The 14,109-nt window shown below is 24.7% G+C and carries 11 protein-coding genes and 1 pseudogene; 3 read left to right on the top strand and 9 right to left on the bottom strand.

From position 1 onward, the window contains the following. Positions 1-122: 122 nt before the first annotated feature. From INR60_RS17005 to INR60_RS16995, 3 genes are all read right to left on the bottom strand, one after another. Positions 123-1,379, bottom strand: coding sequence for a DNA-binding response regulator (locus INR60_RS17005; RefSeq protein WP_194192682.1), 1,257 nt, complete (start codon positions 1,377-1,379; stop codon positions 123-125). A gap of 389 nt (positions 1,380-1,768) precedes the next feature. Then, a complete protein-coding gene (locus INR60_RS17000) occupies positions 1,769-2,578 on the bottom strand; it encodes a flagellin N-terminal helical domain-containing protein (protein WP_194192681.1) in 810 nt (269 codons plus the stop codon). A 434-nt stretch (positions 2,579-3,012) separates the two neighbouring features. Further along, positions 3,013-3,579 (bottom strand): sugar diacid recognition domain-containing protein, encoded by a 567-nt coding sequence (locus INR60_RS16995; protein ID WP_194192680.1) that lies wholly within the window; start codon positions 3,577-3,579, stop codon positions 3,013-3,015. Between the two features lie 235 nt (positions 3,580-3,814). Here INR60_RS16995 and INR60_RS16990 point away from each other — a divergent pair, with 235 nt between their 5' ends. The 3 genes and pseudogenes from INR60_RS16990 to INR60_RS16980 all read left to right on the top strand — a co-directional run bounded on the left by INR60_RS16990 (position 3,815) and on the right by INR60_RS16980 (position 6,467). Then, on the top strand, positions 3,815-4,510 hold the full coding sequence (locus tag INR60_RS16990; RefSeq protein ID WP_194192679.1) for a Crp/Fnr family transcriptional regulator: 696 nt from the start codon (positions 3,815-3,817) through the stop codon (positions 4,508-4,510). A 133-nt stretch (positions 4,511-4,643) separates the two neighbouring features. After that, positions 4,644-5,588: pseudogene (locus INR60_RS16985) on the top strand (IS30 family transposase). A 237-nt stretch (positions 5,589-5,825) separates the two neighbouring features. Then, positions 5,826-6,467, top strand: coding sequence for a DUF4145 domain-containing protein (locus INR60_RS16980; RefSeq protein ID WP_194192678.1), 642 nt, complete (start codon positions 5,826-5,828; stop codon positions 6,465-6,467). Positions 6,468-7,768: 1,301 nt separating this feature from the next. Here INR60_RS16980 and INR60_RS16975 read toward each other — a convergent pair. The 6 genes from INR60_RS16975 to INR60_RS16950 form a co-directional block, all read right to left on the bottom strand. Next, the gene (locus INR60_RS16975) at positions 7,769-8,260 is read right to left on the bottom strand and encodes a hypothetical protein (protein WP_194192677.1); all 492 of its coding nucleotides are present in this window, start codon (positions 8,258-8,260) and stop codon (positions 7,769-7,771) included. 658 nt (positions 8,261-8,918) lie between these two features. After that, the gene (locus INR60_RS16970) at positions 8,919-9,572 is read right to left on the bottom strand and encodes a hypothetical protein (protein ID WP_194192676.1); all 654 of its coding nucleotides are present in this window, start codon (positions 9,570-9,572) and stop codon (positions 8,919-8,921) included. A gap of 413 nt (positions 9,573-9,985) precedes the next feature. Further along, entirely contained in the window at positions 9,986-11,404 is a 1,419-nt protein-coding gene (locus INR60_RS16965) for a coiled-coil domain-containing protein (RefSeq protein WP_194192675.1), read from the bottom strand. After that, the gene (locus tag INR60_RS16960) at positions 11,405-11,965 is read right to left on the bottom strand and encodes a hypothetical protein (RefSeq protein WP_194192674.1); all 561 of its coding nucleotides are present in this window, start codon (positions 11,963-11,965) and stop codon (positions 11,405-11,407) included. Beyond that, complete coding sequence (locus tag INR60_RS16955; RefSeq protein WP_194192673.1) at positions 11,934-12,635, bottom strand: class I SAM-dependent methyltransferase; 702 nt, start codon at positions 12,633-12,635, stop codon at positions 11,934-11,936. Before INR60_RS16955 ends, INR60_RS16960 begins: the two co-directional genes overlap by 32 nt. Before the next feature lie 648 nt (positions 12,636-13,283). Next, positions 13,284-13,847 carry a hypothetical protein gene (locus INR60_RS16950; protein WP_194192672.1) on the bottom strand — a complete coding sequence of 188 codons (564 nt, stop codon included), beginning with the start codon at positions 13,845-13,847 and terminating at the stop codon, positions 13,284-13,286. Positions 13,848-14,109: the final 262 nt, after the last annotated feature.

Below are 14,109 nucleotides of genomic sequence, written 5' to 3'. Positions count from 1 at the left end.
TTAGTTATAAAAGGCATACACTGTCTTACAAGGTCTGCTTTAAATTTAAACTACTCAATAAAAAAGGTTTATGTCCATAAGACACAAACCCATATATTTATAAAGAGCATTTCAGGCAACTTTTATAACTTTAAATATTTGCTTACAGTTGCTTTATTTATATTTAATTCTTTTGCTATTTCTATTTGTTTTAATCCATTTTTACTTAAACTTTTTATTTTTTCAATTAAGTCTATTTTTTTCTGTTTTCTTATTGTTAATCCATTTTCATTTCTTGGAGTTCTTCTTATATTATTTCTATCATATTTAATTCTTGTTCCTATAATTGTTTTAAGTTGTTTTTGTTCTGCTATTGTTATATCTAATCTATCTATTAAAGTTTCATTTTTATACCAGTATCCACCTTTATCTCTCATATTCCTAGATACTCTTTTAACTTGTCCACTTCTTATTCCTTGCTCATATTCTAAAAATTTATTTATAGCCTTTGGTATACATTTTAGTATTGCATTGACTTCATTCTCTTTTAATGGAATATTGAACTTATTATTTAATTCAATTACTAATTCTTTTAACTCTTCATAATTACGTACATATATACCTTTCCAGTAGGCATAACAATGTAATATAAAATTCCTATATCCTACAACTTGTCCATTTCTTATATTTACTAATGTTAATATATCTTCTGCTCTTGCAATATGTAACGAATAACTATTAAAAAAGTTAATTATATTACTATTATTCTTTTTGATTACACTATTTTTATTATGTCTATTTCTCCAATCTAAATATTGATCTCTCAACTCATACATACTATATATATTTTTTTCTTCAAAAACATACATATAGCAAGTCGTATTTGTATTTGGATTTATAGTTCCTTCAAGTCGCATTAATCTTGCTGCATCTGTTGCTTTTTTATCAGCGCCTAAATGCTTTAGATTATTGTATAAATAATCCTCTAATTCTTGCCAAGTAGCTAGAGCTCCATAACTACTTGGTTCCAACTCCCAATATATATGAACTCCCCTCCCTGTTACAATAGCTTTAGTAGGTCTTGGTATCTTACCTTTATCAGCTAATAACCATGTCTCTACTATTATATAATTTATATCATCTATAGTTAATTTCCTTGAATGTATATCAAAATCTATATACAATGATCTTAGATTTTTTAAATTATCTACTCCCCTTTTTCCATTATAGTTTGTATTAGGAGTATAAAATATATTTACATCCTCTTTAAATGATTCTACTTCATTTAAATTATCAAATTTAAAGTTTCCTAAATTTACTGTTTTACCGTTTTCTATTTTAACTATTTGTATATATCCTTCATACGGCATTATTGCTATATTTTTTGCTAAACTTCCCATATTAATTCCTTTCCCAAATCAATATTCCCGAATCCAGAAGGAAGTTTTATCTATTTACTTTTTCAATACTCTTTGTTAATATAAGTATAGAAAAAAAGTATAGAAATTCCCTATAGAATTTGGGATTTAAAAAGAGTTACTCTGTTTGGCGATGGAAGAACTCTTTTTACATTTATCCGTTCTTTTTATTTTCTTGATTTATATTTTACCATATTAAGTCTACTTTTGTCGCCATAACACATATTTAATTTGAAACATAATTATATTTTAAGCTATTTTAGACGAATGTTAGAAACATTCGCCTAAAATACTGATTTTTACTATTATATACCAAATTTAATTAAACCCAATATATCTAATTGGAGTATTTAATGTAATACTTAGCCTATTTAACGTAATAATTGAAGAATTTGTTGTGGTTGTTGATTGGCTTGCGCTAACATAGCTTGAGAAGCTTGTGTTAATATATTCTCCTTGGAAAATTTCGTCATCTCTTTAGCCATATCCACATCTCTTATTCTTGATTCTGCAGCTTGTAGATTTTCTGCAGTATTATCTGTTGATCTAATTGATGTTTCTAATCTATTTTGGACGGCTCCCATATCAGCTCTAAAGCTTGATACAGTTTGTATAGCTGCGTCTATACTAGTTATAGCTGCCGCTGAACCTGTTTGACTTGATATTGTATCTTTATTTATCTTTAATGCTGAAGCTCTTATGTCCTTCATTACAATGTTTATTGTTTGTGAAGAATTGGCTCCTACTTGGAATTTAACGCTTTTTGATGATTTTAAAAGGTTTTGTTTATTAAAGTGAGTTTGCTCACCTATTCTATTCACTTCTTCTTTTAATTGTTTAAACTCTTTCTGAAGTTGTATTCTATCTTCTGAAATATTAGTTCCGTTTGAAGATTGTACTGCCAATTCCCTCATTCTTTGAAGAATTTCTTGAGTTTCTCCAGCAGCTCCTTCTGCTGTTTGAATTAAAGAGATTCCATCTTGTGCATTTCTAGAACCTTGTTGTAAACCTCTTATCTGACCTCTCATTTTTTCAGATATTGATAATCCTGCTGCATCGTCACTAGCTCTATTTATTCTAAATCCAGAGCTAAGTTTTTCCATTGACTTTGATTGATTAAATGCATTAATATTTAATTTATTTTGTGAATTCATTGCACTTAAATTATGGTTTATTATCATAAATCTAATCCTCCTTGATATACTATTTTCAAAATAAATAGTAATCTATTTCAAATTAATAAAAAATGATATTAATCATCATAAAAAAGTATAACTGTTTTTATTTTTGATGATAACAATCATAGTAAAATCATATGTCATTTTTTATACTAAGATTACAATTTAATATCGTCCGATAATTCTATCAATCATTGACTGATAGAATTAATTTTTTGTTATCCAAATACTTAAGTTTTATCAAACCCCCCCTAATGTTTGATAAAATTTATAAAAAATCGGTACTCTAAAACAACTAACTATCCTTTCCCGATGTTATTTGTTTTGAAAATAAATGATTAATTTCATTTATTTTTTTTTATTATTATTTAATATACCTAATTGATTTTAATAAATTCTTTATTTAAGTACTATATTTATCGTTAATAGAAAAGAGACTACTTAATATTAAGTAGTCTCTTTTCTATCATTGATAAAATAGCAACCCTATTTGATGCAACATCTATTTTAAAATTACCCTTATTTAAAATATCTTTTATAAAATTAGCCAATGATATTTCATATTCATATCTATAATCAAATACTAAAACAAATTTTTCAAATTCTAAGTTAATATCTGATAAAAGATTTTTTTTATTTAACCAACTACCAATATATTGTTTAATAAAAAAATCTTGATTAATCAAACTTGTTGCTAATGAAACTATTAATTTTCCAAATGGCCTTACACTATTTACATCACCATCTATTTTTAAGCCACATATAATTTTATCATTATAAAATACAGGAAAAATAATACCTTCACTGACATTCTTAGATGCTTTTTCAATTTCAAAAAAATTTTTAGTTTCTAAAACTTTTTTTACATATGGATTTATTAAACCAATACAATTATTACATCCACTTGCAACAACTTTTCCTTCAATATCTATTATACTTACATTATAACAAATGCATTTTAATATTTCTTTAACAATGTAATTTGCAAGAGTATTGTTAATCATAATACACATCTCCATTTCAAAATACAGTTAATACTAATATTATTTTAAATTAAATAAATTTTAAATGATAAATATCAACTTTGTAGTTATCTTAATTTATTAACATATATCTTATAATTAATTCATATAAAATTAACAAAAACACTATTGTTTTTATATATCTTTTTATTATATTCTATTAATCTGATATAAAAGGTATAAAATACTAAAAAATGATATATGAGGTAGTTATTCAATGAGAGAATGTAATATAAAAAATGATATTTTAAATGTAATTATCCCCAAAATAGAAACTAAAATAAATGTATATGAAAAAGATATAATTTCAAAACAAGAGACTAACTATGGGGATTTAAAAATATTGCTAAATGGTGTAATAAAAGTTAGTTGTATATTAATAGATGGAAACGAACTAATATTAGGAATATATAAAGCTCCTGTAATATTCATTCCTAAACTAACATATAATAATTCTTTTGTATCACTTTTTAATGTTGTTGCTTTGTCAAAATGTGAACTAGGTATTATTAAAGAACATACCTTTGTTGATATGTTAAAAGAATCTCCCAATTTATCTATTAATTTCATAGAATATAGTGACTTGGTATCTCAAATGATATTTATGCAAATGAGATCAGCCTTAGTAAATAACAAAAAAAAAGCTCTTATGTCTATCTTGTTAAGATTGTATAATATTTATGGATTAGAAGACTCAAATAAACAAATTATTAATTTCAAAATTTCTAATGTTTTATTATCTAAATTTATAAATACTAGTACTGAAACTATAAGTAGACTCCTATCTGAATTAAAAAAAGAAAACCTAATATCAATCAATTCTGGTTTCTTTGAAATTATTGATATAGCATATTTAAAATCTGAATTAGGGTGTTGTTTTTGTAATAATACACTCTGTCATTCTAGTTTATAAAATTTCTTGTTATTTTTTAAATTTTAATTAAAGATAGATTGTAAAATTAAGTGCGACAATAAAAAAAGTTCATAAATGAACTACTTCGTGTAAAATTAAGTTACGACACAAAACACACGGGAGTGATTCAAATATGAACTATAAACATCTTAACATATTCGAAAGAAGTAAGCTAGAAGTTTTAAATTCTCTAGGATATTCAACTAGAAAAATAGCAAAAGAATTAAATCGGCATCATTCAACAATAGCAAGGGAGCTAAAGAGAATTCCTACTTCTTCATATAAAGCTGAATTAGCAGAAAAAAACTATCGTCAGCGTCAGCAACTTCCTAAGTATATAGGAAAACAGACTGTTAATTTAATTTTAAACATTGAAAATGCTTTAAGTAAGACTTGGTCTCCAGCTCAAATTGCAAATACAATTACTAAAGGAATAGTATCAACAAAAACAATTTATCGTTGGATTTATTTAGGTTATATTGATAGTGGTAATCTAAATAAATTACGTCAAAAAGGCAAGCGTAGGAAACCAACAGAAACTAGAGGAAAGTTCTTAGTTGGTACCTCTATTAGTAAGCGATGTAAAGACGCTAATAGACGAATAAAATTTGGACATTGGGAATTAGATACTGTTGTATCTAGTCGTGGGAAAAGCAAAGGTTGTCTAGCTACTTTTGTTGAAAGAAAAACAAGACTTTATACTGCATTAAAAATTAAAGATAGAACTTCAACTTCTATGATGAAAACAATATCACAACTATTTAACGCTTTGCCTAAAGGCGCGTTTAAAACGTCAACTGTTGATAGAGGAAAGGAGTTTGCATGTTATAAAGAAGTCGAGAGAAATCTTCAGATTCCTGTCTATTTTGCTGATCCATATTCATCATAGCAAAGAGGCAGTAATGAAAATTCTAATGGTTTATTACGCGAGTTTTATCCTAAGAAGACGGATTTATCTAGAATAGAAAACAAGGAACTAGTTAAAAACTTGTTCCTTATAAATAGCCGACCACGTAAGTTCCTCGGTTGGCAATCATCAATCGAAAAATTTTTAAACGAAGTGTCGCAGTTGTCTTGACAATCTATCTAAAGTAAATGATTTAAATCATTTACTTACACTCCTGTATATTTTATCATCTAGTAGATTCCATAGAATATTTTTAGACTTTGTAGTTTTTCATTACAGTTTATAGATATTTAATTGTCTATAAACTCTCCTTTTTTTGAAATAAGAGCATTAATAAATTTGCTCTTATTTTAACCAAAAAAAATATTAATAATTATAAAACTTCACAATTAGGATGTGATTCTTAAAATGATCAATAGAAAACGTGAATTAATTAAAGCTAACTTTATTTGTTCATACTGCAAAATTAATTCTGAAACAAAGTGGTTATCTTATAGTTTATTAAAAATAAACCAAGGTAAATCCTATTATAAATTACTTGATAATAAATTTAATATTTCATTTAACAATTCAATTACTAAATCTTTGCGTACCCCCCTTAAATCAATTGATATATCTATATGTGAAAATTGCAATAATGTAGCTATATGGCTTGATCATACTCTTATTTATCCCAAAACTTTATTAACAGAAAAGCCTATAGCCAATATGCCTATAGATATAAAAAATATTTATTTGGAAGCCTCTAAAATAGTAGAGTTATCTCCTAGTAGCGCTGGTGCCTTGCTAAGATTAGCACTTCAAAATTTAATAACATATTTAGGATATACAGATGATCTAGATAATTGTATACATAAGCTTGTTAAAAAAGGTTTAGATGAAAGTATACTAGCCGTATTGGAGTCAATTAAAGTTATTGGAAATAATCCTATTAAACCTGGTGAAATAAATCTATCAGAAAAAAAAAGTGATGTTCTTATCTTATTTAATGTTTTAAATTATCTTGTTAAAATATTAATCAAAAAAAATAAGTCATTCCTTAAAATATAATGATTTAAATCATTTTTTAATTTTTAATTAAATGGTATATTTCTAAAATGGTATAGGATTTTAAATATATTTTTGTTAATCATAAAAAAGGTAATAAATATAGTTTATATTTATTACCTTTTTAATTTTTTCGCTCCAGCCATCCTAATAGATGTCTATACATTATTTATTCACCAACCGCTTATAATTGCTTCATATCTTGAACACCCATTGATAAAAATCATACTATTATCTTATTATCTGTGTTATTTTATTATAAAGGTTTTTTAACATATTTAAATGATAACTAAAACATTCAGTCATTACATTATAAAAAAGGAACATATCTAAATATGTTCCTTTTTTATAATGTAATTAATTTGTGGTTAATAATAAGCTATTCTTAATACAATCATAAAATTGAGAATTATCTTATTTAAATATACATATTATAGTTATACTTTAAAATGATTTATATCAACTGAATTAATATTCTTAAAGTTATACTAACTGAAAATTCAATTCATCACTAAATTAAAATTGAAAAAATCATATATTTTAATATAAAAAATTGTTATTATGCTTTTATCACATTTAAATTTCTAAATTACATTAACTTAGTTTTAAATTCTCATTATATTATTCTATTAAAATATATTTTTCGCTAAATGATGTTTAAGTGAATTAAAAAAATATATTTTTTAGATAGTATACAATTTGCAATATTGAAGTTATAAATAATAGTATTATTTTAATCTCATTTCTATTAGCTCTATTCTTTTTAATTCTTTTGTTCTTATTCTTCTTAGTCATAATTTAAATTTATCTCTCTTTCTTTTAAAGTATATTTTCTTATATACATTTACAGCTAAGATTATTACTTTAAATTGCACTATCTAAATTCAACTAATATTTTCTTGTGTGACTACTTTCTCCCCCACTTTTCAAACTTTTTAGTAATATAGTGTTTAACATATTTTTTATTGCTCTAATCTAAAAAAATATGTTAAACTACTCTACTACTTTTTTTATAAATATTTATTAATTCACGTGCTGATATTGTTTTTTCTTCTTCTACAAATCTGTAGCGTTGTTGAACTTTACCATAGCGTTTTAAATTTATTTAAAAATCTTTTCTTATCGCTATCTCTATATAGTTAATCTTTTCACCTTTATAAAATTTGCAAAACTGTTTAGGTATCCAAAAAGAAAAAACCTCATACTCTTCGTTTTGAGGTAAATTAAGTACTAAAACTAACTCTGTTTCAAACTTTATATAATTTCTCGTAGTTACTATTCTATTTTAAATCATAGTTTATGCTCTATTCTTTAACTAAGCCCATAGCCGCATCGTGTCTTAAATATGGTCCTCTTGACCTATCTGTATTTTTAAACACTTCTTTGTAAACAGCTATTTCGTGTTGAGTTGGGTTAATTAAAACGCCTTGCTCGTAGTGTTGTTTTTTAGTTTCACTCCAACTATTATATATATCTTGCCATTGATCTGTTAGAGATTTTTCTTTTTTGACCTCCTTTTTTGGTTCTTGTTTGTTTTCTGAAACTGGCTCTTTATTAACTTGATTATTAGTTTCTTGCTTTTTAGATAAATCTTGCTTTTGGTTTATTTCTAAACTTTCTTGTTTATCTTTCAGCTTTTTATTTTCTTTTTCTAAATCGTCAGATTTCTTTTCTAAGGATTCTATAACCTTTTTGTTTTCTTCAATTTTATTTAAATAATCTAAAGCTTTATAACTAGTAAAACCTATCCCACAAACTCCAATACCTATTATTATTCCCATTATCGTTTTATTCATTTTTAAATTCTCCTTTAGTATTTTTTATATCTAATCTTATTATAAATGGGTAGCGATATTATTAGAATAATAGTTCTTTAGTTTTAAAAAGCACACACTAATATAAGCGTAATGTTTTTGGGGACAAAAAATATTATTTAACTAAATGACCTACCTTTGATTTACTTATATCAAGACTTTCAGCTCTTTTTATATTTTTGCTTAACTTAATTTCGCTAAATTAAATTTATGCGAAATTGGATATTTTAACGGTTTTAAGCCATTTATAAAGGGTGATTCAATCAAGAATCACCCTTTTTTGTTTAGTATAAGTAACTATTTTTCTAAAAAGTTCTTTTTTAATATTTTCTAACTAATATTTTTGTATTTTCATTTGATTACTTGCTTTTTTCATTATTTCTTCTACTGGTAATTCTTTTAAACCACTCTTTACTATTTCAGAAAATTTATTAAATATATATGTTCTCAAGTAGATTTCATAAATGAAAATAAAAATATATTTTAAAATATTATATTAACTAAACTAGCGCATTAACAAATATATTTAATATTAATAATAAAAAGGCTGATTTCGAAATTATATCGAAATCAGCCTTTTAGCCAAATAAAATTAAAGGTATCTTTTTTATAGATTAAAATTTAAATTAAATCTATATTTTTAAGGTCTTCCCCAAGAACCATTTAACTCTACTCTTTGAGAAAATGCTTTTGGAAGTCCATTTAAAAGAATATGCATATTAAGATTTCCTGAAGCATATGCAGTTAATTTTTGTCCATCATCTGATATACTTGATCCTCCTCCACAATGGTCCCAAGAATTCCAAAGAGTAAATCCAGTTATTCCAGTTGTGGGCTTGCTAGAAGATGCATAATAATTTCTTCTTTTAGAAGAACTCCACTTAGCTGTATAATCTACATTCATATAGGCAGTAACCCCAAAACCAAGACTCTTTTGAGTATGTCTATATCCATTGTATGCAAAATTACATATAAATTTATTTAGTGATTTTGAATTTGTTGCATTTACTAATGATTGTGCTTCTTTTTTCACATATGCAAGTGCATCTTCCTCACTAGTGAAACTTTTTAATTTTGATTTATCAATATCTTTTGTGTCTTTTATATCAGATATTTTAACATCTCCATCTAATTTTGCACTTATCATTCCTAATGAATCACTTGCTATCTTATTAGACTCCTGTGAAACTTCTGATTTTGTAGTCTGTTTCTCATTAATAGAAAGTGCATTAACAAATAATGAATTTGATAATAATACACCTCCAATAATAGTTAAGCATATAAATTTCTTCATTTGTACCCCCCCAGGTAAAATTATTTTGTGTTACTATATTATTATATTAAATATTATTTAAAAAACAAGTATTTTTTTACAAAAAGGGGTGTTAATGTGAACATTGGTACTATAATAATAAATTTCATAAATATAACTCTATATCTTTTTATAATCTATTTTTGTTATAAAATGTTTAAATATTTTAAGAAAAGTAAATAATTTTTAATACTAACCATATAACTTCTTTAAATTAGAGCCTATATAATAGAAATTTATAAAAATATTCTATATAGATAGGTTCTTTTTATTAGCAATAAACGTTCCCTTATTTTTTAAATTATCTTCAAACCAGCATTGTTTCGTAACAAAGATACAAATTTACTACATATACTGGCGTTTTTTATAAAAATCAAACTTTATATTTCCCATATTTACTTTAATTTTTCTATCAATTCATCTATTACCTTTAGGTCTTTAGCTTTTATATACTTCTTACTTGAATCAATTTCTTTATATGCCCCTAAATAATAACATTCTGAGTTTACAATTACATTCCCATAAAATATATTATCAATTCTTTTTACATTGGCTTTACGTAGCACCTCTTTAGTATATCTACTTTCTCTTTTTTTAGGTACACTTATAATTGTTTCAGACCTTACTTGCTTAATCTTTAGAAATTCTTTTTCTAAATTTTTAGCTCTATTTTCAGAATAACTATATATTACAACTTCAGTTTTTTCTATTTTTATTTCATTCAATTCTTCTAAAAGTGAATTTATTATCTTAGCATAGCTTTTTGAATTCTTTAATGATCCTGTATCAAGAATTAAAAATTCTAATATATTTTTATTCACTCTAACTATTATCTTAGAAATATCATATAAATTTTCTATCTTCTTTTCTACTATATTAAACTTTAAATCAGCTTCTTTACTAGCATTATCTATATATTTTAGTATCTTTAAATAATGATCTTTTGATTTCGTTAATTCCTTTATTCTATTCTCATTTTCATTTATCATTTTATTGTACTTACATATACAATTCTTCTTATTCTCATTTTCTATTTCTATAAATGTTCTAATTTCTTTTAATTCATTGATTGTATTTTGAATATAAGAAATATCTTTCTTACTTGCTATTCTTGTAAAACTATATTTTTCTTTTTCTCTTATTTCATTCTCTAAATTCTCTATTTTCGATTTTATTTCTTTTATTGTAGTTCTACTTTCATCTAATAATAATGAATCTTTTAAGTTTATCTCATTACTCATTTCATTTATTACATTTAACTTTTCTTTTTCCTGTAATATCTTTTTATCAATTTCACTTATTAATTTCTTTATTTCAATACATTTCTCTTTTGATTCTTCAAATTTAATTCCATCAATATACTTATAGAAATATTTTTCTTTATATTTATTTCTTATATTCTCTAATATAATCTCTTTACTAACTTCATTATCACCATTAACTAACATATGAAATTTATAAGCTGCTGATAATAACTGCTTTTCAGAAGGATATTTAGAAATTTTTTTAACACTAATACTCTTTTTACTTTGATTAGAAAAGTCTTTATCAGACAATCTCAACATTAAAAATTTCATTGCAGTATCCGTTAAATAAATATATTTATAGTTCTTATTTATACTTTCAGTTCCTATTAAATTATTTTCTATAAGTCCATCTATAATACTTCTACCCTTAGGAATTAAGTTTCTAAACTGACTTAAGAAACAGTAATTACCACATTCTTTTAATAGATTTAAATAATCTAAATATTTAAATTCTGCTTTTGTAAATGTAATTAAATCTATTATGTCATCTCTTACAACCTTTTTCACTTAAACACACTCCATTCTTGAGCATCCAATAGATGCAGCAATTTCTTGTTTCATTTCAATAATACTATTTGTATAACTTTGACCTACACTCTCTATTGCTATTAACTCTCCATTTATTTCTACAGTCGCATCTATAAATGTTCTTAACTGACCTTTTTCTTCTGGGTTTTCTTTGTAATAATCTTGTATAAGTTCATTCTCATGTTTCCAGGTATCTTTAATATCTTCAGTTAATCTATAGTACACTTCTGTTAGCTTAAGATCATGCGCTAAGTGATTTGTTTGGGCAATACAGTACATTTGGGTTCCTAACTCTTGTCTACAAAATTCTTTTCCTTGTTTATCTAAGGTTATTATTCTATTTACTTCACCTCTAACTATGTGTTCATCCATTTTTATGTATCCACTCTTTTCAAGCTTTTGTAGTCTTCCCAAATTTAAATTACAATGTTCTTTTGCTTGTGCAGTATTACATAATCCAGTTTTGCTTAATTGTTTAAGTAATTCTTTATCTCTGTATGTAATTACTTTAACTTGATTCGACTTTCTCCCTCTTGCCATATTCGGTTCTCCTTAAAATTAATTTTTCTTTATAACTTTTGAAATCTAAAATTTCAAATTCAGTATTCTTTTCAATAATTTTTTTAATATCCCCGAATCTATAGTCTTCTATTTCACTTTTATTTCCTTTGTAGAACTGTTTTTGCGTTTCTATAATTAAATATCCTTTTGTAACTCTTAAAATATCTTCTATGACCATTTCTAGCTTATCTAATGGTATAAACATTAGTACAAAGTTGCATAAGACTACGTCGAACTGTTTATTTTCATATGGTAAGCCATAAGTAATATCTCTATTAATAAAATTCACTTTAAATCTTTTAGGTTTATCACTTGGATCTGCTATTAATTTATCTATTCCATACAGATTTTTAAATCCAATTTTATAAAATAAATATAAATTTCTATAATGACCACATCCAACATCTAAAATAGTATTAGTTGAATCTAAAGTATCTATATATCTTTTCAAAAACATAAGATTATAATCACTATAGCCATTTCTTAAATGGTTATTTATTAACTTAGACATACTTACCTCACTCGTATTTTCTATTCTTTTGATTTTCTTTCCTAGAGAATGACTTGAATTACATACGTCGTTAAATAAAACCAAACTTGTTTGGTCATTTTTTGCTTTGCAAAAAATTTTATTTAACGTTGCAGCCAATGCAATGGCGGAAAAGTTGTAATTCAAGTCAATAAAGACGAATGCGCAAAGCATTCGTCTAAAATATCATTATTACTAGTTTTTTATTACTCATAGCATATGTAAATTTATATAATCTCTCTTGAAATTTAAAAATACATATTATTTATATCTGCAATTATATTATATTACATAATTAGAAGTAGTTCAAACTTTGTATCTATGCTAATTATATATATTGCTTCTTGTAACACACATACGTGTACATCTAATATTAAAATCCCCCTATAAGTCCCATTTTAACTATATTTATATGAGTGTACATTTTTAACACATCCCAAATAAATACACTAAAATTAATCATAAAATTCTCTATATTTAATAAAATAGATTTTTATTGTGTTTTAATAGTACACATATTTAAAAAAACTCTTCTTAAATCCGCATTGTAGCTTATTTTAAGGTGTGTTTTTTCTTATAAAAAATATTTGTTTTTATATATAAATTAGTTAATTTAAGAACACTTAAACACAAATTGCAAACACTTTTTTAAAAATATTTGTTAAACCCACTATTTATCTACGCTAAAGGTGTTATATTTTTGTGTTATTAATAATAAATTAGCAGACATTATGTCTGCTAATTTGTCTGTCTATATTTAATATGATATTAATTATTTTCATATTTTTCTATAAATTCTAAAAGAGCTTGGCTTATTAATTCCTTCTTAGTAAACATCTTATTATTTTCAGCAAAAGAATTAAATCTATCCATAACTTTCTTATTTACTCTAACAGTAACTCTAAAGTCTTTTTTGCCTTCTTCATTTGGTAAACTAATTACTAAACCATCATTATGACTTCCACTATTACTCTCTCTTTTGCTTATTAAATCCATAATCTTATCATAGTTATCTAATAAACTAACTAATTTAGTCTTATTATCAGTAACTGAGACAACGTCTGCTAGTGTCATCTCTTTTTTCTTTTTAGGTTTTTCTATAATTAAATTATGTTGGCTGACATCATGTCTGACAGTTTGTCCAACATAATCTTCTTTTAATATATATTGGTTATTTATTCTTTTATACTTTTGTCTTTCAAGTCTCTTATGAATAACTCTCGAATTAACATCAAACTCTTCCTTTTCTATATCAGTCATAGCTCTTCCTTTAGATAATTCCAAATTAATAAATTGAACAATAGAATCAAGTTCTTTTATATCCCACTTCATAATAACCTCCTTTACAATGTCATGCAAAGTAAGACACTGTCATACTAAAATATATTCTACTACTAAAATCTAAATCCTCTAATATAAAAAATATTTTATGCTATAGAGAGATAACACTATATATTTATAAAGAGCCATTTCAGGCAACTTTTATAGTTTAGTTATAAAAGGCATACACTGTCTTACAAGGTCTGCTTTAAATTTAAACTACTCAATAAAAAAGGTTTATGTCCATAAGACACAAACCCATATATTTATAAAG

Origin of the sequence: Clostridium chrysemydis (assembly GCF_015234215.1) — a bacterium.
Classification (GTDB): domain Bacteria; phylum Bacillota; class Clostridia; order Clostridiales; family Clostridiaceae; genus Clostridium; species Clostridium chrysemydis.
Note: the sequence above shows the minus strand (reverse complement) of the source record. Positions and strands in the feature narration are given on the sequence as shown.